This is a genomic window from Azospirillum sp. P4_B5 (genome assembly GCF_056402275.1).
In genome coordinates, this window is sequence record NZ_JBFUHT010000061.1 from 1 (window position 1) to 25645 (window position 25645).

Annotated in this window: 13 protein-coding genes and 2 pseudogenes; 9 read left to right on the top strand and 6 right to left on the bottom strand. The window is 70.0% G+C overall.

The annotated features are described in order from the left end of the window. Positions 1–166 (bottom strand): annotated as a pseudogene (locus AC1DVI_RS29155) (IS5/IS1182 family transposase); the annotation flags it as partial. A gap of 90 nt (positions 167–256) precedes the next feature. Here AC1DVI_RS29155 and AC1DVI_RS29160 point away from each other — a divergent pair. The 4 genes and pseudogenes from AC1DVI_RS29160 (at position 257) to AC1DVI_RS29175 (ending at position 4502) form a co-directional block, all read left to right on the top strand. After that, the gene (locus AC1DVI_RS29160) at positions 257–838 is read left to right on the top strand and encodes a hypothetical protein (RefSeq protein WP_476960940.1); all 582 of its coding nucleotides are present in this window, start codon (positions 257–259) and stop codon (positions 836–838) included. A gap of 15 nt (positions 839–853) precedes the next feature. Beyond that, the gene (locus tag AC1DVI_RS29165) at positions 854–1129 is read left to right on the top strand and encodes a hypothetical protein (RefSeq protein WP_476960941.1); all 276 of its coding nucleotides are present in this window, start codon (positions 854–856) and stop codon (positions 1127–1129) included. A gap of 478 nt (positions 1130–1607) precedes the next feature. Next, positions 1608–2453: pseudogene (locus AC1DVI_RS29170) on the top strand (PA0069 family radical SAM protein); the annotation flags it as partial. 132 nt (positions 2454–2585) lie between these two features. After that, positions 2586–4502: a tetratricopeptide repeat protein gene (locus tag AC1DVI_RS29175; protein ID WP_476960942.1), complete on the top strand. Its 1917-nt coding sequence runs from the start codon at positions 2586–2588 to the stop codon at positions 4500–4502. A gap of 16 nt (positions 4503–4518) precedes the next feature. Here the strand turns inward: AC1DVI_RS29175 and AC1DVI_RS29180 are convergent, their stop codons facing one another. The 3 genes from AC1DVI_RS29180 to AC1DVI_RS29190 are packed head-to-tail and all read right to left on the bottom strand — an operon-like array spanning position 4519 to position 10407. Continuing rightward, complete coding sequence (locus AC1DVI_RS29180; RefSeq protein WP_476960943.1) at positions 4519–6333, bottom strand: tetratricopeptide repeat protein; 1815 nt, start codon at positions 6331–6333, stop codon at positions 4519–4521. Positions 6334–6370: 37 nt separating this feature from the next. Continuing rightward, on the bottom strand, positions 6371–9187 hold the full coding sequence (locus tag AC1DVI_RS29185) for a glycosyltransferase (RefSeq protein ID WP_476960944.1): 2817 nt from the start codon (positions 9185–9187) through the stop codon (positions 6371–6373). Next, the gene (locus AC1DVI_RS29190; protein WP_476960945.1) at positions 9184–10407 is read right to left on the bottom strand and encodes a glycosyltransferase family 4 protein; all 1224 of its coding nucleotides are present in this window, start codon (positions 10405–10407) and stop codon (positions 9184–9186) included. Before AC1DVI_RS29190 ends, AC1DVI_RS29185 begins: the two co-directional genes overlap by 4 nt. 128 nt (positions 10408–10535) lie before the next feature. On the opposite strand from AC1DVI_RS29190, the gene AC1DVI_RS29195 reads away from it, so the two are divergent. Beyond that, positions 10536–14339: a tetratricopeptide repeat protein gene (locus AC1DVI_RS29195; RefSeq protein WP_476960946.1), complete on the top strand. Its 3804-nt coding sequence runs from the start codon at positions 10536–10538 to the stop codon at positions 14337–14339. Here the strand turns inward: AC1DVI_RS29195 and AC1DVI_RS29200 are convergent. After that, positions 14320–16269, bottom strand: coding sequence for an O-linked N-acetylglucosamine transferase, SPINDLY family protein (locus AC1DVI_RS29200; protein WP_476960947.1), 1950 nt, complete (start codon positions 16267–16269; stop codon positions 14320–14322). The two genes, AC1DVI_RS29195 and AC1DVI_RS29200, sit on opposite strands and share 20 nt — an antisense overlap. 149 nt (positions 16270–16418) lie before the next feature. Between AC1DVI_RS29200 and AC1DVI_RS29205 the strand changes: the two genes are divergently transcribed. Genes AC1DVI_RS29205 through AC1DVI_RS29215 form a run of 3 tightly spaced genes read left to right on the top strand, consistent with a single transcriptional unit; the run spans position 16419 to position 21663 of the window. Next, the gene (locus tag AC1DVI_RS29205) at positions 16419–17930 is read left to right on the top strand and encodes a tetratricopeptide repeat protein (RefSeq protein ID WP_476960948.1); all 1512 of its coding nucleotides are present in this window, start codon (positions 16419–16421) and stop codon (positions 17928–17930) included. After that, the gene (locus AC1DVI_RS29210; protein WP_476960949.1) at positions 17927–19723 is read left to right on the top strand and encodes a tetratricopeptide repeat protein; all 1797 of its coding nucleotides are present in this window, start codon (positions 17927–17929) and stop codon (positions 19721–19723) included. Before AC1DVI_RS29205 ends, AC1DVI_RS29210 begins: the two co-directional genes overlap by 4 nt. After that, positions 19723–21663 carry an O-linked N-acetylglucosamine transferase, SPINDLY family protein gene (locus AC1DVI_RS29215; RefSeq protein ID WP_476960950.1) on the top strand — a complete coding sequence of 647 codons (1941 nt, stop codon included), beginning with the start codon at positions 19723–19725 and terminating at the stop codon, positions 21661–21663. Before AC1DVI_RS29210 ends, AC1DVI_RS29215 begins: the two co-directional genes overlap by 1 nt. Here the strand turns inward: AC1DVI_RS29215 and AC1DVI_RS29220 are convergent. Next, positions 21650–22963 carry a tetratricopeptide repeat protein gene (locus AC1DVI_RS29220; RefSeq protein WP_476960951.1) on the bottom strand — a complete coding sequence of 438 codons (1314 nt, stop codon included), beginning with the start codon at positions 22961–22963 and terminating at the stop codon, positions 21650–21652. The genes AC1DVI_RS29215 and AC1DVI_RS29220 overlap by 14 nt on opposite strands. 610 nt (positions 22964–23573) lie before the next feature. On the opposite strand from AC1DVI_RS29220, the gene AC1DVI_RS29225 reads away from it, so the two are divergent. Further along, on the top strand, positions 23574–25645 hold a 2072-nt coding region (locus AC1DVI_RS29225), incomplete at its 3' end, for a beta strand repeat-containing protein (RefSeq protein WP_476960952.1).

Genomic DNA, 25645 nt, shown 5'->3' on the forward strand with positions numbered 1-25645 from the left:
CCCGTCCCGTGGCGGGCGGCGTCCACGCGGCGATCGCCTCCGGCGTCACCCAGATCGTCAGGTCGCCCCGCCGGCGCAGCGCCGCATCGTAGGCCGCCCAGTTCTCCACACGGTACCGGGCCTCCGGGATCTTGTGGCGGCGCGGCTCGATGGCCTTGTGGGGCATCGGGGTCTCGGCTTCAGCGGGCCGCTTCTATACCCGCTCGCCCTCCCGACCGCCACCAGCCCGGCCTTTCTGCACCAACGTCTCCTCCGAGTGGATTGCGACAGCCTCGATCTCGCCCGGGGCCTCATAAAGATCGCGATCGGTTATGCTCGAAAAAACGGTATTGATCGGAACTTTATGAAACACCTGATCGTCGATGACAGCGACATCATTGGCAACGACGCGCAGGTCAATCAAGTCGTTCTGCCCTACTACCCGACCGGTTGGGGTGAAGGCCTGTACGAGGCCGAACGCTATCAGACCGATGACTTCCCACCCAATCACCAGCTGTCGCTGTTTTCCTATGATAAGCGGCTCTTTTGCTATATCGACCTGTTCGGTGTCATCCAGCGATACGTTCTCCTGAGCGGCGCTTGGACAGGGCCGAAGGTCCGCGCGCGCTACGTGCAGCGATGCCCGAAATGGGTCTACGATGAGACTGATGGTCGGTGGCGCCGCATCCAGGACCTTCACATACTGGCGCAAGAGTTCGGGATCAAGATGACCGGACGATCATGTGACGATGTCGCACGGGACGTTCGCCATGCGGCAACCACTAGACCCTACGCACTGCCTCCGAGTGACCACCTCGCGAAGCCTGGGACGATGCTCGAACATCTGGTTCTTATGTAGAAGGCGGCGCCTCCGGTGCACGAGGTCACCGCCACCGTGCGTCGCCGGGCGGCCATCGCCGAAGCGAACTTCGGCTGCGATGTCAACGCCGCCATAGCTGATGACCGCCTCCAGCTTCTACAATTCCTGCGGAACTGGGCTCCGGAAGACTTTCGCATCACGAATGAGAAGGGCTTCAGTCCGGATCTCTCAGCCGAGGTCGATGTTTCGCGCTTGGCGGCATACCGAGATTTTCGCCTGCGGCAATTTTCTCAGGCATATGCGAAAACATGGTCTATCGAAGTCAGATAGTTCGGAAGCTGAACTTAATGTTCGATCCACCCCACCTCATCGCCGCACGTCAGGCCATCGCCGTCCTCATCTGGTCGATCATTTTGAAGATCGCGATCAGCGCAGGACGAACGACGGCGCGACATGAGCGAAAGTCGCTTACCTCCTAAGCCCACGGGCCGATATCACCAGATCACGGCTGTCGACTCCGCCGGCATATTGCCAGCTGGCACGGAGCGGACGGTCGGGAATCGGGAGCCACCGCTGTGGCGCGGCGACGTCGACAAAGGGCGCAAAGCTGATATTTGTCCCTATCCGTCAAACGGACGGTTGCGCTCAGCTCGGCGCGAATTGAAAATTCGCACCTCACCTCGCGCCCCATTTTGCCGTGCACATGGGCGAAGCGCTTGTGAACATGCACAAAATTTTTGGAAGATCATCAGTATATGTATATTAATCAACGAGTTAGGAGGAAAATGCACACTCTTCAACATCTATAAAGCACGCCTGCATCTATTGCTTCGCCCGCCCGACCCACGCCTATCTCGGCCTGTCGCCGGGGCTGGATTTCGAGACGAAGATCTTCCGCAAGGCCCGTGCTGCGGAGCTGTTGGCAGCGGAGCTTCGTGCCAAATCCTACCGCTGCCAGCCGCTGGCGCTCGGCGCCAACACCGATCCCTACCAGCCCATCGAGCGGGAGCAGCGCATCACCCGCGCGGTGCTGGAGGTCTGCCGCGACTTCAACCAGCCGGTGATGATCAACACCAAGTCGGCGCTGGTCCTGCGCGACCTCGACATCCTGGCGCCGATGGCGGCCAAGGGGCTGGTCAACGTCGCGCTGTCGGTCACCACGCTCGACCGCGACCTCGCCCGCCGCATGGAACCGCGGGCCAGCACGCCGCAACGGCGCCTCGCCGCCATGCGCGACCTGACGGCGGCCGGCGTGCCGGTGGCGGTGCTGGCCAGCCCGATGATCCCGGGGCTCAGCGACCATGAGCTGGAAGCCATCCTGACGGCGGCAGCGGAGGCCGGGGCGACGCAGGCCAACTACATCCTCCTGCGCCTGCCGCTGGAAATCGCCGATCTGTTCGAGGAATGGCTGCGCGAGCACGCGCCCAACCGCGCCGACCGTGTGCTCAGCCTGATCCGGCAGTGCCGCGAGGGGGAGTTGTACCAGTCCCGGTTCGGCAGCCGCATGAAGGGCTCCGGCCCGGTGGCGGAGCTGCTGTCGAGGCGGTTCAAGCTGGCTTGCCGGCGCCTCGGCCTCAACGCCCGCGACGCCGCCCTCAACTGCGCCGACTTCAAACCCCCTCCGGCGCGCGGCGACCAGCTGACGATGTTTTGACCGTTCCGTCTTGCACGGGAACGAGCCGGCCCGCTCCGAGTTGATCGGCCAGCCATCGCTGGGCTACCTTCGGCCGCCCGGACACGCGTCTGAAATCCGGGTTGCGGTTCGAAGGTCGAGGGAGACGGGGTAATGGCCACGATCGGTGAAGTCCTGGCCATCGCGTTCGCCGATCATTGCGCCGGCCGCATTCCCGAGGCGGCCGCTCTCTACCGCCGGGTGCTGGAAGCCGACCCGACCGACCCCAACGCCTTGTATCTGCTGGGGATGGCCGAGTGGCAGAGCGGCCGGCCGGCCATCGGCCTGACCCTGATCGGGCGGGCGCTTCGGCTCAATCCCGGCTGGGTCGAGGCGCGCGCCAACCGGGCCACCATCCTGGACAAGGCCGGCCGGGCCGCGGAGGCCACCGCCGACTGGCGGCGGTTGACCCTGTTCGATCCGGGCCACCAGCAGGCTTGGCGCAACCTCGGCGACGCCTTCCAGGCCCAGGGCGACGCCGGGACGCCGCAAGCCGTTCAAGCGCTGCGCCGGGCCGCCCGCCTCGATCCCGGTTCGGCCGAGGTCCATCACGATCTGGGGGTGGTCCTGCGCCGCGCCGGCCAACTGGACGAGGCGGTGGACAGCCTGCTCCGCGCCATCGCGGTCAAGGCCGATCTCGCGCCCGCCCACATGAACCTGAGCAACACCCTGATCGAACGCGGCGACGCCGCCGCCGCCCGGACCAGCCTGCGGCGCGCGCTTGCTCTCGGCCCGGCCAGTCCGGAATACTGGTACAATTTCGGCAACGCCTTGTACGCCCATGGCGATCCCCCAGGGGCTCTGCGTGCCTACCGGCGGTCGGCGCGGCTGGGGCTTGCCATCGCCCATCTGCGGGTGGCGACGGTGCTGAGCGATCTGGGTCGCTTGGCCGAGGCCGAAGGCGAACTGATCGAAAGCCTGCCGATGCCCGGCGTCGATGTGTCCCTGAGCGTCGAGTTGCTGACCAACGTCTTCCTGCGTGGCGACCGGCTGGCCGAGGGGCGGGCGTTCTTCACCCGGCTGGCCTCGACGCCGCTTGGCGGCGTGGATTATCGCGGGGAATGCCTGACCGCGCTCGCCGCGCTCGACCTGCGGGAAGGCGCCCCCCGGGCGGCCCGCGAACGGCTGGCGGCGGTCCGCGGCGACAACGGCTGGTTCTTCACCGTGAAGTCGCTCGCCGCCTTGCGCGCGACCCTGGCCGATCAGGGACTTCAGCTGGTCCGCCCCGCCGCCGTGGCGGCGGACGGCGGGCACCGGCCCCCGCGCGTGACCTCGTCGTCGCTGGCCACCCGGGGCCGCTTCGCCCATACCGTCCTGGAATACATCCTGGTCCGGCTCTACGCCGAAAAGCATGGCTTCGTGCTGGAGACTCCCGACTGGGTGGGCGGCGCCTTCTTCGAGCTGAACGATCCGCCGCAGAGCGACCCGCTGCCGCCGCTGCTGTTTTCCCGACGCATCCTCAACGAACTGGTCAGCGGCACCACGGAGCGGGCGCCGATCGCGGACCGCGACATCCTTTCGCCCCTGTTCCTGTTCGAGCACAAGCGGGAATACCGGCAGCGGGTCCAGTCCTGGCTGAGGCCGCGCCGGGTCTGGGAGCCGCACCTCGCCCCGGCGGTCGAACGGTTGCGGGCGGCGGGGAACACGGTGGTCGCGCTCCACATCCGGCGCGGCGACTTCGTGACGTGCAACTACCCGATCACCGAGACCGCTTGGTATGTCGACTGGCTGCGCGACTGGTGGCCGCGCCTCGACCGGCCGGTGCTCTATGTGGCCAGCGACGACGTCGCGGCGGTCCGGCACGCCTTCGCGGAGTTCCATCCCCTGACGCGGGCCGACGTCGTGGAGGAATGGGCGGGGTTGGACTTCCTTCAGGATTTCCACGTGCTGATGAACGCCGACGTGGTCGGCACCAGCGCCGCGAGCGGCTTCAGCGTCCTGGCCGCCCGTCTCAACACCCGTGCCCGCCTGTTCGTCGAGCCGGACGTCGCCGCCCGCCGCATCCGGCCCTTCGAACCCTGGACGCCGTGAAGCCCGGTGCCGCGGGTCAGGGGCGGGACCGGGCAAGAGCCTGGAGAGCGGCGCGGACGCGGCCGACGACGGGCGCCCACTCGCCACGCCGGTCCTGGCGGAACAGGCGCATGGTCGGGTACCACGGCGTGCACATCCCCTGATCCAGCCAGCGCCAGTCGGGGGCGAAGGGCAGCACCGTCCAGACCGGCCGGCCGAGCGCCCCGGCCAGATGGGCCGGCGCGGTGCAGGAGCTGATGACGAGGTCGAGGTTTTCCATGATCGCCGCGGTGTCGGCGAAGTCCGAAATCCCCGCGCCGAGGTCGGTGAAGGACGGCGGCAGCGGCCCGCAGGTCTCCAGGTCTTGCCGTCCCGCCCCCTTCTGCAAGCCGAAGACCGTGACGCCCGGAACGTCCAGCAGCGGAAGGAACGCCTTCAGGCGCGGCGAACGGATGTTATCGGCCTTGAAACCGGGGTTTCCCGCCCACACCAGACCCACCCGCAGCCCCGTCCGCGGACTGGGCGGCGGCCCCAGGCGCGCCGCCCAGCGTGTCACCAGGTCCGGCTCGGCGCGTAGGTAAGGCACATCGGCGGGAATGGTGTAGAGCATGGTACCGAGCCGGTGCGGCAGGCTGGCCAGGGCAACGTGCGCGTCGTGCGGCGGCGGTGGGTCGAACCGGCTGACCACACCTTCGACGCCCGGCATGGAGGAGAGCAGACGGACGAGCTGGCTGTTGCACTCGATGACGACGCGCACGCCCCGCGCCTGAAGCTGCTGGGCGAAACGGGCGAACATGATGGTGTCGCCCACCCCCTGCTCGTCATGGACCAGCAAGGTCCGGCCGGTGAGGTCGGAGCCGTCCCAGGGGGGGGAGGCGAAGCTGCGCGGGGGCGATGGAAAGTCGGCCATGCGCGACCGCCATTCGTATTCGGCGAAACCCTCCTCCAGCTCGCCCTTGATGAGCAGCCCGAAGCTCAGCGCGGTGTGCGCCTCCGCCAGGGACGGGTCGAGCCGGACCGCGTACCGCGTCAGGGCGATCATCTCGTCGATCCGCATCAGATCGCGGGCCGCCAGCCCGAGGTTGAGGTGGGTGTGCGCGGCGTCCGGCTGCATTGCGATGGATTGCCGGAAGCAGGCCACCGCCTCGTCGAGGCGCCCGAGATCCTGGAGGGTGACGCCCAAGTTGTTGAGGACGCCGGGATCGCCCGGCGCGAAGCCGAGCGCGCAGCGGTAGTAGCGGACCGCCTCCTTGGCCCGGCCGAGACGGCGGTGGGCCATGCCCAGGTTGGCGTAGGCAGCGACCGACGACGGCGCCATGCCGAGGAGCACCATCAACTCCTCGATCGCCGCCTCGGCGCGGCCGTCCAGGATGAGCGCCTGCGCTAGCAGAAGCCGCTGTTCGGTCAGCCGCGGCTTGAGGTGCAGCAGCCGGCGCAGCGCGGTCGCGGCCTCGCCGTGCCGGCCCTGGTCCGACAGCACGTTCGCGACGTTGTTGAACGCGTCGGCGGAGCCGGCGTCCAGCGCCAGGGCGCGCCGGCAGCAGGCCACGGCCTCGTCGCGCCGGCCGAGCCGCCGCAGCGCGCTGGCGAGGTTGGAGAAGCAGGTCGCGTTGTCGGGGGTGGAGCGGATGGCCTGCTTCATCCACTCCACGGCCTCCGCCGGCTTGCCGCCTTGAAGCGCCAGCGCGCCCAGGAGATGCAGGGCGTCCGGATGACGGGGGTGATCGGCAAGAACCCGCCGGTACGCGCTTTCCGCTTCAGCCAGCCGGCCGGCCCCGTGATGGGCGAGGCCCGCCGCGACGAGCGCTGTGGGGTCGGGTCGATCCAGGGTGGCTTTGGTGGGGAAGGCCATGCGTCCGTGCTTTGTCCGTGCGTTCGGGGTGCGGCGATCAGATCAGGACCGGGGCTGCCCAGGGGTCGTAGGGGACCAGGGCGCGGCGTGTCGGCTCCGGCCGAAGGAATTCACTGGCGTTGTGGTTCAGCATGGTCGCGACGAAAGAGAAGGAGCTGTTGGAAATGGCGACCCGGTCAGCGTGGCAGAGGACGTGGAAGTCGGTGAAGAACTCCGCACCCGCGATCGGCTCGGCCAGATCGCGGGCGGTGACGGGGCGGTAGGCGGAGAACTCCCGCAGCAGGGCGGGATCGTCGGTCGCGATGAACAGGAGCGGGCGGTCGAGCGTCGGCCAGACGATCTCCAGCCAATCCAGGTACCAGGACGCCGGGGCGATCCAGAACCGCCCCCAGCCGAAATCCCCGCGCCGCAGGTGCAGCGCCACGACGGTACCGCCGGCGTCGCGCAGACGGCCGAGCAGCGCATCCGCGTGGGGTTGGAGGTGGCGGCCCGGCATGAACAGCGCGCGGAACTCCTTCTTGAACGGCGCCAGGGGCGTGGTGTCACCGCAGAAATAGCCGGACACGTCGCGGTTCGCCAATGCGGTAACGGGTTCCCCGCGGAAGGAGGCGGTCAGCGCCGCTTCCCCGTCCGCTTCCGCCACGCGCGGCAGCGCCGGGCCGGGCAGGGGATCGTCGTGATCGTACAGGTGGCGGCCGAGCCACGGAGGAACCTCCAGGGTGAGGCCGTGCTGAGCGGCGTAGAGGCGCAGGACGCCGTATTGGAGAAGCTGGTTGCCGAACCGCCCGTTGCGCCCGAGGGCGGTCGAGGCGAGGCGGCGGCCCGGCCCGCCCGCCGGTACCGGTGCCGGAGGCGGCCCCCACCGCCGCGTCAGCAGGGACAGGGCGCGGCGCGTGAAGGCCTCGCCGAACCCGGGGTTGCAGCGGATCGCCCGCTCCCAGGCCGTCAGCGCCGCGTCGGGACGGCCGAGCAATTCCAGGGCCGCGGCCAGCGCCGCGTGGCCGCCGTACAGCTCCGGGCTGAGCCGCAGCGCCCGCCGGGCATGCTCCGCCGCACCCGGCGCGTCGCCGATGGTCAGGGCGGCGGACGCACAGTCCGCGTTGATGTCGGGCCGCATCGGGTCCAGCCGGAGCGCGCGCTCCAGCGCCCGCGCTCCCTGCCGGTCCTGCCCGAGCCGCTGGTTCGCGCGGCCCAGCAGGTGCTGGGCGTTGGTGAGGCCCGGCTGGAGCGCCAGGGCGCGGCGCAGCCGGGGGACGGCCTGGGCATGGGCATCGGTGTCGACCAGCATGGAGCCGAGATTGCACCACGCGGCGGCCGCGCCGGGGTGAAGGCACGCCACCGCCCGGAAGGCCGTCAGCGCAAGCCGGTCGCGCCGCAGCCGGTGCGCGAGCAACCCCAACTCGAACCAGGTTTCGGTGCGGCCGGGGTCCTCGGCGGCGGCGCGGGTCAGCGCGGCGACGGCGCGGTCGAGCTGCCCTGCCTGGATGGTCTCCTTCGCCACCGCGAGGAGATCGTTGGCGCGCGGGGCGTCCCGGTTTTCCGGAAGGTCCGCCGCCGGAGCCGGAGACGGACCTCCGGCTTTCCCCTGAGCCGTGAGGAACGGCGGTCCGGTCCAGCCGCCGTCGCGCAGAAGTGCGGCTTTCTTGGCGTTGAGCGCGTGGAGGCGGCGTTGGGTCAGGATCGCGATCGCGACGTAGCGGGGGTCGGACGTGACCTGCTCCGTCGGCTTGGCGCCGCTGGTCATCGTCTGGCGCTGCCGCGACAGGGCGTTGTCCGCCCGCATCGTGTAGTGGACCGTCTTCTCCGCGATCCGGACTCCGCCGAACATGCTGTGGAGCGCCCGGCCGTAGGCCACGTCGTCGGCCACGGCCGGGTGGAACGGCGCCTCCTCCGGGAAGCCGCCGATCATGTCGTGGCAGGCGCGCCGGACGCAGAGATTGCACGGGTAGCTCAGCTCCGACGCCTCGCGCCACGCGGGGGTGATCTCATGGTCGATGCTGTCGAACTGCATCCCGGTGCGGACGAACCCGGCGTCGGGGGTGTGATCCAGCGCCGTCGCCGTCAGCACGAAATGCCGCTCGAAAAAGTAATCGTCGGCGTCGAGGAACCAGATGTACCGGCCAAGCCCGGCGGCGGCGCCGATGTTGCGCGACCGGCCCGCTCCCTGGTTGCGGTTGTTCGCGATCAGCGCGACGCTCTGTTCCGGATGAGTCCGCGCCCAGCGCAGGACCCGCGACGCCGTACCGTCGGGGGAGGCGTCGTCGACGACGCAGACATGAACCTGCGCCCGCGGGTCCCGCATCGTCTCGCGGTAGACGCGGGCCGCGGCGGCGACGCTGTCGAGCGCCCGCTCGATGGTGTCCTCCATCCGATGCGCCGGGATCACCACGGTGCCGAGAAAATCGGTATCGGCCTTGTGGCGCGCGATCCCCCGCAGGGCGACTCCCAGCCCGCAATCCTCGAAGCCCGCGGCGGCGTGAAGCCGCTCGGCCTCCGCGTCGCGACCCTGGACCAGCCGCAAGATACCCAGGGCGCGGGCCAGATCGCCCTGTGGCGGCACGACGCGCGCCAAGGGTTCCAGCAACGACGCCGCCTCGTCGGCCGCCCCGTCCTGCACGCGCCTCAAGGCCCGTCCGGCGGCGCGGCCCAGGGGCTCCCCGATCTGCCGGCCGAGCGCCTTAAGGTCACCGTGCAGGCGGGCGGCCCGGACGAACAGCGCGATCGCCCGCAGGTCGTCGCCCGCCGCGCGGGCGCTGTGCGCCGAGTGCTGCCACGCGACCGCATCGGCCGGATCGTTCGCGAGCGCCGCCCGGTGTGACGGGGTGCCGTCGGAATCCACGATATCCGGCGTCATCCCTGGGCCACCGCCGTCACGAAAGTCTTGGCGAAGGCGCGCCAAGTCCGCTCACCGCGCAGGAAGGCCCGCGCCTTGTCGGCGCGGGAACGGGCGGCGGCGCGGTCGGTGTAGAGGGCTTCGAAGTGGGCGACGACCTCCTCGACGGACGATTCCCCCCAGCCGCGTCGCCGCCCGGCGGGATCGGCCACTGGGTCCTGCCGGAGCAGCGGCAGGCAGTTGTCGTCACGGATCAGGTCGAGATGACCGGTGTTGGCCGACAGGATGACCGGCACGCCGCAGGCCATCGCCTCCATGGCGACGAGGTTGGTCGCCCCTTCGCAGCGGTTGGGAAAGATGGCGGCGTGGCACTCCGCCAGGATGGCGGGGATCTGGCCGCGCCCGAGGAAGCCCATGTCGATGAAGCCCTCCGGCGGCACACCGCAATCCATCGCCCATTCCACGATGCGCAGCTTGCCGTTGTCGCCCACGGCGGGGGCGAAGGGCACCAGCGGGGACTCGGCGATGTCGGCGGAGGTGTGCGGCCAGGGGTTGTGCCACGCGGTGACCAGCAGCGCGTCGGGGTGGCGCTCATGGAACCGGCGGAAGGCGGCCAGCACGATGTCCTGCCCCTTGCGGAACTCCACCTTCCCGCCCGAGAAGACGACGAAGCGGTCGCCGAAGCGCCGGGCCGGCGGGACCGGCGCCAGTTCGTCCGGGTCCACGCCCTGGAACGCGCAGCCGACGTCGGTGAAGCCCTGCTCGGCCAGCAGCGCCCTGTTGTATTCGGAATGGACCACGAGCTTGTCGTAGCTCCGCGCGCGGCGCAGGGTGTCCTCGTCGAACAGGGTGTCCTCGAAGGCGATGACCCCGACGTTGCGGCTGCCGCGGAACCGGGTGGAGAACGGCCCAGCGACGAAGCCGTTGCCGAGTGCGTGCAGGACGGTGCAGTCGTTGAGGCCGAGCATCCGGTTGCCCGACCGGTCGGCGATGGCGGTGATCTGGCGATGGCCGTCCATCAGGCTTTCCAGCTTTTCCCGGTTCTCCGGCCGCAGGGTGGACAGAAGCGGCTTTTCCAGAAGGAGCGGCGGGCGCCCCCGGTCGATCAGATGCAGCGCCGTGTGGACGCCGACCAAGCCCCAGCCGTGGATCTCCGAAAGCTGCCACGTCAATGCCAGATTCTGCGCCAGATTCTGCTCCACGCGCGGGGCCCCCCCATCCACCGCTGCCGACTCCGTCACGCGCCGCACATCCTTTTTGCCCATGGCCTTGGATGGTAGGATAGCAGAACGCAGGCGCCGATCCACAGCGTGAGCCGCTGTTCAGCGCCAGCCATCGAGTGCGAACGAGCCAGCCAGCCCGAGTCAGCATGACCGTCAAGATCGCCTTTCTCGACCCGGCGGGTGGGGACTACACGCCGGACACGCCACGCCTGCGCCCGCTCGGCGGTTCGCAATCGGCGCTGTGCTACCTCGCCGAGGCGCTGGCCGCCGCCGGGCTTGAGGTCACGCTGGTCAACGGCACCCGGACGCCCGGCCCGGTGCGCGGGGTGCGCTGTCTTTCCGCCGGCACGGTGTCCTGGGAGGACATGCGGGCCTTCGACGTCGTGGTGCTGCTCAACGGCTGTCCGACGGAGGCGCTGACCCGGCTGCGCGCGGTGCTCGACGGCGGGCGGAAGCTGATCCTGTGGATGCAGCACGCCGTCGACCAACCCGCCGCGCAATGCGTTGCGGAGCCGGAGGCGCGCGCCTGCTGGGACGGCTACGCCTTCGTCAGCCGCTGGCAGATGGACGGCTACCTCACGGCGTTCGGCCTCGACCGCCGGCTCTGCCGGATCCTGCGCAACGGCATCGCGCCGGCCTTCTCCGGCCTGTTCCCGGCGGGGGCCGACATCAGGGCGGCGAAACCCTGGCCGCCGGTCCTGGCCTACACCAGCACGCCCTTCCGCGGCCTCGACGTGCTGCTCGACAGCGTTCCCCGCCTGCGGGCGGCGATCCCGGGAACCACCGTCCGGGTGTTCTCCAGCCTGGAAGGCTATCAGGTCCCCGCCGACCGCGACCCCTACGGCGCCCTCTACCAGCGCTGCCGCGAGACCGAGGGCGTGGACTATGTGGGGGCCGTTTCCCAAGGTGCCCTGGCGGAGGCGTTGCGCGGCGCGACCGGCCTCGCCTACCCCAACCGCTTCGCCGAGACCTCCTGCATCGCCGTCATGGAGGCGCTGGCCGCCGGCTGCCTCGTCGTGTCCAGCACGCTGGGGGCGTTGCCGGAAACCACGGCCGGCTTCGCCCGGCTGATCCCGGTCCCCGAGGACCCGGCGGAGCACGCCGTCCGCTTCGCCGACACCGCCCGGACGGTTCTGCTCCAGTGGCGCGACGAGGGCGCGACCACCGCCCGCCGGCTTCGCGAACAGGTCGATCACGTCACCACCGAAATGAGCTGGGCCGGAAGGGCCGGGGACTGGCTGGCGTGGTTCGACGAACTGAGAGGCGACCGGAAGGCCGCCGCGGACATAGCAACGTCGGCCGTCACCGCCACTCTGGCCGACGCGCAGCAGCGCCTGCTGGACGCGCTGGGCGCCCACCTGAACGCCCGCCCTCCGGCCAAAGAGGAACAGGCCTGGCGGGCGGAGGCGCGGGCGCTGATCGCGCTGATCGAGCGTTCGCTGCGACTCGACCACAACACGGAGGAGAACCGGTCGGCCGTCTGGACGACTCTGCGCGGGTTCGACGCCTGGTTCGCCTACGTCACGACGCTGACGGACACGCCGCCGCCCGCGGCCCCGCCACCCGGCGGGCGCCGGATCTACGATTGTTTCCAGTTCCACAACGAGCTGGACCTCCTGGAGGTGCGGCTGGCCGAGCTGGACGCGGTGGTCGACCGCTTCGTCCTGGTCGAGGCGACCTTCACCCACGCCGGCGATCCCAAGCCCCTCCATTATGCGGAGAACCGCGCGCGCTTCGCGGCCTACGCCGACAAGATCATCCACGTCGTCGTCGACGACGATCCCGGCGGCTTCGCATGGCAGCGCGAGGCCCACCAGCGCGACGCGATCACCCGCGGCCTCGACGGCTGCGACCCGACGGACATGATCGTCGTCTCGGATGCCGACGAAATCCTCCGTCCCTGGGTGATGGAGCGGTTGCGCCGGGAGCCGGATGACGGACGCTCGCTGTTCGCGCCGCACCTCGACATCTTCCTCTATTTCCTCGACCTCAAATCGCCCGATCCCTGGGTGTCGGTGGCCGCCGCGCCGTGGGAGCTGATCCGCCGGATCGGCGCCAACCGCGCCCGCTACCTGACCAAGCTGGGGCATGGGCGCGTCGTCCCTGACGCCGGCTGGCACTTCACCTGGATGGGCGGGATCGAGCGCTTCCGCGCCAAGCTGCAGGCCTTCGCGCATCGCGAGATGATCGCGGCGTTCGATCAGGACGCGGCGGCGAACCGCGAACGGCTGGACCGCTTCTACGCCACCGGGCGCTTCGACGGCGGCGCCGTTCCCGGCATGTGGACGTCTCTGGCACCCGTCCCCATCGACGCCGGCTTCCCCCGGCTGATCCGCGAGCGGATCGAGCATTTCCGCGCGCTCGGCTGGATCTCGCCGGATGCCAGCCCGCCAGTCCCGGAGGAGCCGCTTGCGGACTCCGGGTCGGAGCATCGTCGTGCCCTGGTCCTCGACCCTGCCTCCATCGACGCGTTCCATGCCCTGGCGATGGAGCGGCTCGGCCGCAACGCGCCGGAGAAGGCGGACGGACCGCTGCGCCGCTGCGTCGTCCTCGATCCCTTCGGCACCTTCCACCGCTTCCATCTCGCCCACACGCTGCTGATGCGCCAACGCTACGGTGAGGCGGAGGGCATGCTGCGGGAGTTGGTCCGCCTCGCTCCCGACGACCATCGCGCCCGCGCCAACCTGGGCATCGCACTGAAGAATCTGGCCCGCCACGACGAGGCGGTCGGTGCCGGACGCTTGGCGCTGGTGCTGGCCCCCGCCGAGCCCGGCGTGCTCAGCAACCTGGGGCTCGCGCTCTCGCTGCGCAGCGGCGGGGATGGGGAGGCGGCCCGCATCCTGCGCCGGGCGGTGGCGATCGACCCGGACTTCACCTCGGCCCGGCTGAACCTAGGGCTGGTGTTCAGCAAGCTGCGGCGCATCGCGGACGCGGAGGCCCAATGCCGACGCGTTATCGACCGCGATCCCGACAACGCCGAGGCGCACACCCTGCTGGGCACCTGTCTGCTGCTGCGCGGCGAGCTGAAGGCGGGGTTCCGGGAATACGAGTGGCGCACCCGTCTGGCCGACCGTCAGGTCACGCCGCGCGGCCTGCCGACCCCGGTGTGGGAGGGCGGGAACCCGGAGGGCCTGACGATCCTGCTGCACGACGAACAGGGGCTCGGCGACGGCATCCAGTTCGCCCGCTACGCGCCCCTGCTGCGCCGCCGGGGCGCCCGCGTGATCGTCGAGTGCGACGACCGGCTCGTCCGCCTGTTCGCCACGCTCCCCGGTGTGGACGCCGTCGTCGGCCGGTCCGACTCACCGCCGCCGCACGACGCCCACGCCGCTCTGCTCAGCCTGCCGCACCGCCTCGGCACCACGCTGGCGACCGTTCCGGCCGAGGTTCCCTACCTGCGCGCCGAACCGGAACGGATCGCGTTCTGGCGGCGACGGCTGGGTCCGAAGGCAGGAGCAAGGCTGCGGGTGGGTCTGGTGTGGGCCGGCAACCCCGAATTCAAGGACGACCGCCGGCGCTCGCCGGGACTGGCCGCCCTGCGGCCGCTGCTCGACGTTCCGGGCGTCGTGTTCTTCGGTTTGCAGAAGGGAGCCGGGTGGCAGGATCTGGAGCGTTGCGGGCCTCTGCCGCCGTCCTTCACCGACCTCGGCGCCGAGATCGCCGACTTCGCCGACACCGCGGCGATCATGGAAAACCTCGACCTCGTCATCAGCTCCTGCACGGCACCGGCCCATCTGGCCGGGGCGCTCGGCCGGCCGGTCTGGACGCTGTTGCCGGACATCGCCGACTGGCGCTGGCTGGAGCGCGGCGACACCACCCCCTGGTACCCGACCATGCGCCTGTTCCGTCAGGCGGCGCCGGGCGACTGGGCGTCCGTCGTCGCCGACTTGCGGGCGGCCCTGGAACAGCTGGTGACTACACAGGTGGTGGCTACAGGGGCGCCACCGTGAAGGACGCGGGCGGCAGGCCGGCGGCGTGGCGGTCCCACATCGTCCGGTAGGCGTGTTCCAGGTGGCGGGTGAAGCGGGGGCTGTCGAACAGCGGGGCCGTCGTCCGCGCGGCGGCTAGGCGGCGGCGGTAGCCGGCGAGCGTCGCCGGATCGTTGGCCAGCCGCACCGCCAGCGCCTCGTAGCCGTCGAAGCTGGTGGTGACCGCCTCGGGCAGGCCGGCGGCGTTCAGCAGGCCGGCGGCGACGCGCGACACGAAGGTGTCGCCGATCCGCGTCACCACCGGCAGGCCCATCCACAAGGCGTCCGAAACGGTGGTGTGGCCGGTGTAGGGAAAGCTGTCGAGGAACAGGTCGGCCAGACGGTAGCGGGCGAGGTGCTCGGCTTGCGGCCGGTGGGGGGCGAAAACCAGACGGCCGGGATCGACCCCGCGCCGCGCCGCCTCGCGCCGCAGGTTGTCCGCACCGTCCCGGCCGGGCTGCTGCAGCCACAGCACGCTCTTCGGCACCCGCGCCAGCGCGCGCATCCACAGCTCGAACAGCGACGGGGTGATCTTGAACGGGGCGTTGAACGCGCAGAAGACGAAACCGTCCGGCGGCAAGCCGCAGGCGGCGCGGTCCGGCACCGGCATGTCCAGCGGCCGGCGCCGGTCGTTGACCTGATAGGAGTCCGGCATGATGACCAGCCGCTCCCGGTAATGCGGCTGATGCTCCGGCGGCGTGACGAAGCGGTCGCCGATGACATAGTCCATGACGTCGCTGCCCATCGTCCCCGGATAGCCGAGATAGGCGACCTGGACCGGCGCCAGCCGGCACGCCAGAAGATCGAAGCGGACATGTCGCGTGTAGCCTTTGAGATCGACCAGGATGTGGACGCCCTCGGCCGCGAGCGTCGCCTGCACCTGCTCCGCATTGCAGCCGCGGATGTCGTGGAAGGCGTCGAAGGCGGCCTCCAGGCGGCGGCGTGTCGGGCTGCCGTCGTCGGGACCGTAGGAACAGGCGACGACGCGGAAGCGGTCACGGTCGTGCAATTCGAACAGCTCGGCCGCCAGATAGGCGGTGGCGTGCTCGTGGAAGTCGGCGGAGAGGTAGGCGACGGTGAGCCGGCCACCATCACCGGAGGGGGCGCCGAGGGGGCGCGTCACCGGGGAAGCCACGGCTTGCGGAAGCGCCGCCGGTTGCACCACCGCGTGGTGGAAGTGACGGGCGGCGCGATCCTGCTGCGCCGCGCTCGTGTCGATCAGCAGGGTGAGCAGCGGCAGGGCGATTCCCCGGCCGCTGTCGATGACCGCCAGGACCTCCCGGCACAGAGCGTCGTACCCGCTCCAGTCGCAGTGCGAGAGGGCGGCATGGAGCCGGTCGCCGAGGGATTCGGTGCGGCTGGGGTCGAGCCGGTACGCCCGCCCATAGGCCGTGGCCGCCGTGGCCGGTTCGCCCGCATCGCGCAACGCGTGGCCGGACTCGCGCCACGCCTCGGCGTCGTCCGGCGTCTGCGCGACCGCCCGGCGAAGAACGGCGCGGGCCGACGCGACCCGGCCAAGCTCGCGGAGCATTCCGCCCAGAGTGGTGATCGGCCCGGCATCGGCCTGTCCGGCATCGGCCTGTCCGGGGGCCAGCCGGATCGCCCGCGCCTGAAGCGCCGCCGCCTCGGCAAGACGGCCCCGGCGGCGCAGCAGAAGCGCCAGATTGAAGCAGGCGTCGGCCAGATCCGGCTTCAGCGCGATGGTGACGGCGAGATGGCGCCGCGACTCCTCGAACCGACCAAGCGTGAAGGCGGCGACGCCCAGAAGGAAGGACGCGCCATGATGGTCCGGCTTGACCGCCAGGATCGCGCGGCACACCGCGCCGCACTCGACGTGCCGGCCGTTCTGATGCAGCGTCAAGGCGTAGCCCAACGCTTCGGCGGGGGAGGCGAAATGCCAGGCCGTGCTCATGCTTCCCCTCGGTGCCGCCGCCTCCTGGACCGTCGTGGAGGCGTGCGGAGCGTGAAATCATTGGGAAAAGGGTTACCATCGGGCGCGGCAATTCCAAACCCATTTGCCGGGCCCATTTGCCGGGTCGACCGTGTGGAGGGAGAGGGCGGGTGATCGAGGCGACGTTCGACGGGGCCGGCGAAGCGTTCGACCGGTGCTTCGGCTCGGGCCTGCGTCACGTCGACGCCGAATCGTTGGAGGCTGCGGCGTGCTCCTTCCGAACGGCGGCGGCGATCCGCCCGGATCATCCGGTGGCCTGGTTCGTCCTGGGGCTGGTGCTGCGCGGCCTGGGACGCGGGGACGGCGCGGCGGTGGCGCTGCGGGCCGCCCATCGCCTGCGGCCGGATGACGCCGACACGCTGTTCCAGTGGGCGTCGCTGCTCATCGAGCGCCGTCTGCCCGAAGAGGCCGTAGCGCCGCTTCTCCGTCTCGTGGCGCTGCGGCCCGGTTACCCGGACGCGGCGTTCAGCCTCGGCAACGCGCTGATGGCCGTGGATGAGCCCGAACGGGCCGAAGCCGCTTACCGGCTGGCCGTGCTGCTGGAACCGGGTTCGGCGGCGGCCAACAACAACCGGGGCGCGGCGATCCTGTCCCAGGGACGGCCGGAGGACGCCGCCGTGAGCTACCGGCGGGCCGTCCGGCTTGAGCCGGGCTCCGCCGAGCATCACAAGAATCTCGGCGTCAGCCTGCTCACCGCCGGAAACTTCGCGGAGGGCACGGCCGAGTACGAATGGCGCACCCGCCAAGCCGTCTGGCAATGGAACCGCCACCGTCCCGGCACACCGCTGTGGGACGGCGGCCCGCTCGCCGGCAAGACCATCCTGGTCCATTTCGAGCAGGGGCTCGGCGACACCGTACAGTTCATCCGTTACATGGCCGTGCTCAAGGCGATGGGAGCCCGCACGGTCTTCGAGTGCCAGCCGCCGCTCAAGCGCCTCCTCGCCGGCGTTCCGGGCATCGACGCACTGGTGGCGCGCGGCGAGCCGCTTCCCGAGGCCGACTGCCTCCTGCCCCTGATGAGCCTGCCCCATCGCTGCCGGACGACGGTGGCGACGATTCCCGGCGGCGTTCCGTATCTGCGGGCCGATCCGGAGCGGGCGGCGTTCTGGCGCCGGCGGATCGCCGAGGCGGGGCGGCCGGGCGACGTCCGCGTGGGCATCCAGTGGCGGGCCGCGGGGGCCGACCGCTCGATTCCGCTGGAACGCTTCGCACGCTTGTCGCACCTTTCCGGGGTGCGGCTGTACAGCCTGCAAAAGGCGGACGCACTTGGCCGATGGGAGCGGCCCGACGACCGGCTGGGAATCGTCTCGCTGCCGGACCGGGACGGGAAAGGCGAGGATGAGGGGTTTGTCGACACCGCCGCGATCATCGAGGGCATGGACCTGATCGTCGCCTGCGATTCCGTGGTCGGCCACATCGCCGGCGCCATGGGGCGTCCGGTGTTCCTGGCCTTGCCGTGGCTGGGGGATTGGCGCTGGATGCGCCTTCCCGACCGCACGCCCTGGTACCCGCGGACCCGGCTGTTCCGCATGACGCGCCGGAACGATTGGGACGGGGTGATGGCCCGGATCGCCGCAAAGATTGCCACCGCGGTCGCCCGCCGCGCCGCGGGGGTGTCATGACGGACGGGATCGACGCGGCGTCCCGGCTTTACGGCGCCGGGCGGCTGACGGAGGCCATCGACGCCTGCCGGGCCGTGCTGGCGGCGGAGCCGGGGCGTTTCGATGCGCTCAACCTGCTCGGTGCCGCGCTGTTCTCGGCTGGCCAGGACGGCGCGGCCCGAGAGGCGCTGCGCGAGGCCGTCCGCGCCGATCCGGGCAACGCCGCCGCGCTGACCAATTTCAGCATCGTCCTGCAACACCGCCAGGAGTGGCCGTCCGCCGGGCGCGCCTTGCGCGCGCTGGCGGCGGTGCAGCCGGAGTCCGCGCCCCTTTACAGCCGGTTGGGCACGGTGTTTCAGGAAATGGGCGACCTGGACGGGGCCGTCCGGTTCCTGGTGCGCGCCGCCCGGCTCGATCCCCGCCCGAGCGTGCAATGGTACAATCTCGGCCTGATCGGGATGCTCGCCGGCGACTTCATGGCCGCGGCGCGCGACCTGCGCCGGGCGATCGCGATCGCGCCCGAGGGGGGTCTCGCTTATGTCCAGCTCGGCGAGACGCTGCTGCGGCTCGGTCGGCTGGACGAGGCCTCCGAGGATTTCCGCCGCGCGCTCCGGCTCGACCCGACCGTCTCCGAGGCGGTCAACGGCCTGGCGCGCTGTGGGCGGTACCGGGCCGCCGCGCAGGCCTCCGGATCGGGACCGGGGACGCCAAAGGGATTGGCCCTCCGCGGCGCCTTGGCAAGCGCCACGGGCTACGGCTATTTCTGCCAGCGCTTCATCCGGACGCTGCGCCAGCGGGCCGTGCCCCTCCAGGCGATCGGTATCACCGGCCTCGAATCCTGGCAGGAGGAGGATCTCGACCCGCCGGTTCCCGCCAGGGCCCTGGTGAACTTCCTCATTCCCCTGGCGGTCGAGCGGGTGCCCGGGCTGGCCACCGTGACCTTCTCGATGTTCGAGGGAACCCGCATACCCCCGGCCTGGCGTCGCCAGTGCGAGCACAGCGACCTCATCATCGTGCCCACGGAATCGTCCCGCACGGCCTGGGCGGCGCAGGGCTATCCGGAGGATCGTCTGCGGGTCTGCCCCCTGGGCGTCGATCCGGAGGACTCCGACAGCGGCGCTCCCGCACCGACCATGGTCGATCCGCGCGGGCGGCTGGTCTCCAGCTATCGGCACCGCTTCGTCAACGTCTCGGACTTCATTCCCCGCAAGAACATCGACGGGCTGCTGCGGGTCTGGCTGCGCAGCACGGCGCGCGCCGACGACGCGGTGCTCATCCTGAAGCTGGGCAAGGGAACCAATCCGGCGTTCGGCGCGGAACTCGGCGAGTTGGTCCGGCGGACGGAGGAGGCCGTCGGGAAACGGATGGCCGACGCGGCGCCGGTGGTGCTGATCAATCAGCTCCTGTCGGACGCCGACATGACGGGTCTGCTGCGGGCGGCAACCCATTACTGGAGCATGTCGCACGGCGAGGGCTGGGACCTTCCCCTCTCCAAGGCCGGCGCCATGGGGTTGGGCCTGATCGCGCCGCGCCATTCGTCCTATCTGGATTATCTCGACGAGCGGGTGGCCCGCCTGATCCCGTCGGCCGTCCGCCCCGCGCGCTTGCCCTACAGCGAGCAGGCCTACCCGCCCTTCCACGGGCTCGACTGGTGGGACCCGGACGAGGACGCCGCGGCCGGCATCCTGACCGCGATCATCCGCGGCGGCGACACCGCCCCCCCGTCGGCCCGCGACCATCTGGTGCAAGGCTTCACCTGGAGCCGTGCGGCGGACCGGCTGCTCGCCATCCTCGACGACGCGGGCCTGCGCTGATGGGGATCCCGGCCGAAACGGCAGCGGTGCGGAGCTTCGCCGTCGCCTTGGACCACCATCGGGCGGGCCGGCTCGACGCCGCCGAGGCCATATACCGGGCGATCCTGCGCGACGATCCCGGTCACGCCCACGCCAACAACAATCTGGCCATCCTGCTGCGCGGCACGGGGCGGTGGGAGGAGGCCGTCGCCTGCTACCGCCGGGCCGTCGCGGCGCTGCCGGACGACGCGCCGATCCGCAGCAACCTCTCCTGCGCGCTGGCCGACCTCGACCGGCCGGCGGAGGCGCTGGCGGCGGTGCGCGTGGCGCTGTCCCTGTCCCCGGATTACGCCGACGCCTGGTTCAACGCCGGCAACCTCCTGAAGACGGAGCGGCTGCCCGGCCGTGCGATCGCCGCCTACCGTCGGGCGGTGCGGCTGAAGCCCGGCATGGGCGGGGCCCACAGCAACATGGGCGACGTCCACCGCGACCTCGGGGAATCGAGCCGCGCCGTGGACTGTTACCGGGCGGCGATCCAGGCGCAGCCCGACCTGCCGCAACCCGTCGTCAACCTTGGCGAGGCGCTGAAGGAGCAAGGGCGGATCACCGAGGCCATCGCGATCTTTCAAAACGGGGTCGAACGCCACCCCGATCTGGCCCTGCTCCATTCCAACCTGCTGTTTGCCCTGCATTACACGCCCTGGGTGCCGCCCGAGATCATCGCCCGCGCCCATGCGCACTGGAACGAGCGGCACGCACGGCCGCTGATGCCGCGGGACCGGCGGTTCTCCAACGACCGCAACCCCGACCGGCGGCTGCGGGTGGGCTATGTCTCCCCCGACTTCCGCGCCCACGCCTGCGCCCATTTCATCGAGCCCCTGCTGCGCGAGCACGACCGCGGTGTGGTCGAGATTTTCTGCTACGCCACCTCGAACCATCACGACGCGATCACCGAACGCATGAGGAGTCTGGCCGACGGATGGCGGTCGCTGGTCGCGCTGGACGACGCCGCAGCCGCCGCGCTGGTCGAGCGCGACCGCATCGACATCCTGGTCGATCTGGCCGGCCACACGGCGCACAGCCGGCCACTGCTGTTCGCCCGCAAGCCGGCCCCGATCCAGGTCGCCTGGCTGGGCTATCCCGACACCACCGGCATGCCGGCGATCGACCACCGCCTGACCGACGCGGTCGCCGACCCGCCGGGCCTCACCGACGCCTGGCACGCCGAGCGGCTGGTCCGCCTGCCCAAGGGGTTTCTCGCCTTCCAGCCGTTGCGCTTCGTCACGGCGCGCGACGAACCGCCGGCGCTGGTCAACGGCTTCGTGACCTTCGGGTCCTTCAACAACGCCGCCAAGGTGACGCCGGAGGTGCTGCGGGTCTGGTCGGCCATCCTGGCGCGCGTGCCGTCCGCCCGCCTGTGTCTCAAGAGCCGCGCCTTCGCCGACGCGCCGACACGCGCGCGCTATCTCCAGCAGTTCGCCGGCAGCGGCGTGGACCCCGGCCGTGTCGACCTCCTTCCCCCGATGGATGTGATCGATCACCATCTGCGGGCCTATGACCGGATCGACATCGGCCTCGACCCCTTCCCCTACAACGGCACCACCACCACCTGCGAAGCGCTGTGGATGGGGGTGCCGGTGATCACGCTCGCCGGTCGTCATCACGTCGCTCGGGTGGGCGCCAGCCTGCTGTCCCGGTGCGGGCTGGACGAGTTCATCGCCACGGACGAGGCCGGCTACGTCGAGACAGCCGTCGCACTTGCCGGGGATACGGGGCGTCTCGCCGCGCTGCGCCGCGGCATGACGAAACGGATGGAACGCTCGGCGCTCAACGACCATCGCGGCTTCGCGGCGGCGGTCGAGGCGGCCTACCGGGGGATGTGGCGGTCCTGGCTCGGGCGCGAACGGAACGCGGCGGCGGAATGCCGAGCGCCGGGCGCCGGCCGCATCACCGGCCGGTGATGCGGCGGACCTCCTCGCGCAGGGCGACCGCCGCCCGGGCGAACACCGGTTCCCAATCCTGGTCGGGGCCTTGGCGGAACAGCCGCATCGTCGGGTACCAGGGCGTGCGGTCTCCGGAAAAGCCGTAGATCCAGTAGGGGACGTGCTGCACGAGGTTCCACACCGGTGTGCCGAGGGACCCGGCGAGATGCGCCACGGAACTGTCGGTCATGATGACGAGGTCGAGCCGTTCCAGCATCGCCGCCGTGTCGGCGAAATCGTCGAGGTCGGGGCCGAGCGGCGTCACCAAATGGCCGGCAACGCCGCTGTCCGTGAGTTCGGCCTCGGGCGGTCCTTTCTGAAGGCTGTAGAGCCGCACACCCGGCACCTCGGCGAAGCGCAGGAACCGGGCGAGGCTGGTGGCGCGCCGGCCGTTGTCGCCGAAGGTCACCCGTCCCGACCAGACGATCCCGACGCGCAGCGTGCCCGGCTCCCGCGCGCCGAGCCGATGGGCGGCCTTGTCGCGGGAGGCGGCCGGAACGGTCAGGGTGGCCGGTGGCGGGACCGAGGCCAGCGTGGTGCCGAACAGGCCCGGCAGGCTCATCTGCGACGCCTCGACGTCGAAGACCGGGGGCGGGTTCCCTGGGTGCATGACCTCGTCGACGCCCAACCCCGACAGCACCCGGCGCAGTTCCGGATGGCACTCGTACAGCACCCGACCACCCCGCGCCTTGACCAGCGGCAGGTAGCGCGCTGCCAGGATGGCGTCGCCGAATCCCTGTTCGGCGAACAGGAACAGGGCGCGCCCGTCGAGCGCGCCGCCGTTCCAGGCCCGTTCCGACGGTGGCCGGCCATGATAGGAGGTGAGCCCGCGCCGCGCCTCGTAATCGGTGAAGCCGTGGACATAGTCGCCGATCTGAAGCCGGGCGAGCGCCCGCTCCCACCGCAACTCGGGCGTGGCGGTCCCGCCCGCCGCCGCCCGCTCGATCATCGCGAGCGTTTCCCTGAAGCGTCCCGCCTTGCGCAAGGCCACGGCGCTGTTGAAGAGGAAGGCCGGGGTGTCCGGTTCGAGCCGAAGCGCCTCCCCATGCGCGGCCAGCGCCTCGTCGAACCGGCCGGCCTCCACCAGGGCGTTGCCCAGGTTGCTCCAGATGCTGGCGTTCGCGGGTGCGAACTCCAGGCCCCGCCGGTGGCAGGCGATGGCACCGTCCAGTTTTCCCGTGCGGCGCAGAAGGTGGCCAAGCATGGTCCAGGCGCCATCGTCACGGGGATTGGCGGCGAGGACGGCCTCCAAACTGGTCGTGGCCTGTGCATGATCCATCCTCGTCCCCCCGGCTGGCCGTGGCCGGACCGCCAGACCACGCTGCGACCATAGACTCGTTTGATCGTGCGGCTGTCAACCACCCGCCCCGATGGGCGATGCCGTGGCCACGCACCCATGCACGCGAATGCGATCTACGGATGCATTCTGTTGCCTTCCGTGATTATTAATTGTTTTTATTTCCCCATGACCTCTTATAAAATTGCTGGAATTCCGGTATCAAGCAACCGAAGCGCGACAAAATGTGGGATCCGGAAAACAATCCGTCGCGTCCTCCACAACTCATCCTCGTGAATCCGAAGTTGTGCATCGCCAATGTGACATGTCTATTTCCAGCGATAGTACGGATGCTGCTCCAGTGATTCGGGATTTGGGCAAGTATGCGTAGATAAATTATTAACTTTGCCTACCCACTATTGAGAAGTAGTGGTCCATCGTACAAGGGCCGCCACGCTCCTGCTGCCAGAGCCGCGGGGCCTAAAAAAAACGCCGATGCACGAGGGATGAGATGGCTGCTGGTGGAACTCTGACGCTCACGAGCGGCTCGGACTATACGTTTTCCTCGACGGAGGTTTGGTCCGGGATCAGGGGCAACGGCAGCACCCAGGGCGTGAGTCTCAACAGCCTGGGTCAGACCCTGAGCGTATCCAACCTCGACCGTATCATCGGCGGCACAAACGTCACCAAGAAGGACGTGGTCACGCTGGCCGGCACGGCCGGAAACACGATCACGGTCCAGGCCCTCGAAACCCTGATCGGCGGTTCCGGCAACGACCGGGTTCTGTTGACGTCCACCGGCACCACCATGGTGGTGGAATCGATCGAGACGATCCTCGGCGCGACCACCGGCACCGGCCTCATCACGCTCGCCGGCACCACCGGCAACACCATGTCGGTGGGCTATCTGAAATCGATGATCGGCAGCGCCGGCAAGGACGTCATCAACCTCAACGCCGCAGGCTCCGTCGGCAGCACCATGGCGGTGTCTCTGATGGAGACAATGATCGGGACCGAAGGCTTGGACATCCTCGCCTCGAATGCGGCCGGCAACACGATGCTCGTCGAAGGCATCGAGATTGTCATCGGAAGGGGCGGCGCAGCCGGTGATACGGTCTATCTCGCCAGCGGCGGCAATACGATCGGCATCGCCTTCCTTGAGACCCTGATCGGCGGCAGCGGCAACGATGTCGCGACCATGGGCTTCAAGAGCGGCTCGATCAATTTCCAGACCGGTGGCGGCACCGTCTCCATGTCGTCGATCGAAACCATCGTCGGCGGAACCGGCAGCAGAAACACGGCCATCCTCCTCGACGTCGGCAACACCGTCACGGTGGCGAGCCTCACCACCCTGATCGGCGGCGGCGGCAACGACGTCGTCAACGTCACCCTCCGGGACGGGACCGCAGTCATTGGCGACGGACCCATCGCCTGGAGCACCAGCGGCAGCACGATGCTGGTGTCGCTGATCGAGACGATCATCGGCAGCGCTGGCGACGATTTGGTCGTCGCGCTCAACAGCAACGGCATGACCCTCTCGGTTTCGTCGATCGAATCCGTCGTCGGCAAGACGGGCAACGACGTCGTGGTCCTCGGCGCCGGTGGAAACACAATCCAGGTGGAGGCGCTGGAATCGGTGATCGGCGGCACCGGAAACGATGTGGTGACGGTGCGCACCAGCCGGGGCACCACCATGACGGTGTCGGCCGTCGAAACCATCGTCGGCAATGCGGGCACCGACGTCATCCAGCTCGGCGCCGGCGGAAACACGATCCAGGTCGAGGCGCTGGAAACCGTGATCGGCGGCACCGGCAACGATGTGGTGACCGTCACCGAGACCGCCGGCACCATCTTCCTGTCCGGCGTCGAGACCATCTACACGCCCTATCAGACATTGACGCTGAGCGGCGTCGATACCTCCGTCACCTGGCCGCCGGTGGTCACCGACACGACGCCGCCGTCGATCACCGCGGTGTCGGTCCCGGACACCGTGATGAAGATCGGCGACACGGTGACCGTGACCATCACCGTGGCGTCTGACAGCGATACCTACACGCTGGGCAACGGCAGCACGGTCGGTGGCTTCGCGCTGGGCAACCTGACCAAGGTCAACGACACCACCTACACCGCGACCTTCACGGTGACCGATGGCGGCACCGATGTCGCGGCGGGTTCCGACGTGCCGGTCAACATCGTGCTGACCGACAGCGCCAGCAACGCCAACACCCCCTACACCACGGCGATCAGCCAGAGCGCCGACCGCATCGACGCGAACCGGCCGGCCATCACCTCGGCGGCGGTGAACGGCACGACCCTGACGGTCACCTTCGCCGAAACGGTGTCGGCGACCAGCGCCGCCGGCCTGACCGTCACGGTCGCCGGCCAGAGCCGCACAGCGACCTACGCCAGCGGTTCGGGCACCACCACGCTGACCTTCACGCTGGCCTCGGCGGTCACCCAGGGCCAGACGGTGACGCTCGACTACAACCCGGGCGCCGGCGACCTGACCGACACCGCGAGCAACGCTCCAGACCTCGTCACCAACCAGTCGGTGACGAACAACACGGCCGACACGACGCCGCCGTCGATCACCACCGTGACGATCCCCGACCAGGCGGCCAAGGTCGGCGACACGGTGACGGTGACGATCACCGTGGCGTCGGACAGCGACACCTACACGCTGGG

Excerpts from the sequence above, each read along its gene's own strand:
- AC1DVI_RS29220 (WP_476960951.1), bottom strand. The coding sequence starts at position 22,963 with ATGGATCATGCACAGGCCACGACCAGTTTGGAGGCCGTCCTCGCCGCC.
- AC1DVI_RS29185 (WP_476960944.1), bottom strand. The coding sequence starts at position 9,187 with ATGACGCCGGATATCGTGGATTCCGACGGCACCCCGTCACACCGGGCG.
- AC1DVI_RS29200 (WP_476960947.1), bottom strand. The coding sequence starts at position 16,269 with ATGAGCACGGCCTGGCATTTCGCCTCCCCCGCCGAAGCGTTGGGCTAC.
- AC1DVI_RS29210 (WP_476960949.1), top strand. The coding sequence starts at position 17,927 with ATGACGGACGGGATCGACGCGGCGTCCCGGCTTTACGGCGCCGGGCGG.
- AC1DVI_RS29215 (WP_476960950.1), top strand. The coding sequence starts at position 19,723 with ATGGGGATCCCGGCCGAAACGGCAGCGGTGCGGAGCTTCGCCGTCGCC.
- AC1DVI_RS29195 (WP_476960946.1), top strand. The coding sequence starts at position 10,536 with ATGACCGTCAAGATCGCCTTTCTCGACCCGGCGGGTGGGGACTACACG.
- AC1DVI_RS29175 (WP_476960942.1), top strand. The coding sequence starts at position 2,586 with ATGGCCACGATCGGTGAAGTCCTGGCCATCGCGTTCGCCGATCATTGC.
- AC1DVI_RS29180 (WP_476960943.1), bottom strand. The coding sequence starts at position 6,333 with ATGGCCTTCCCCACCAAAGCCACCCTGGATCGACCCGACCCCACAGCG.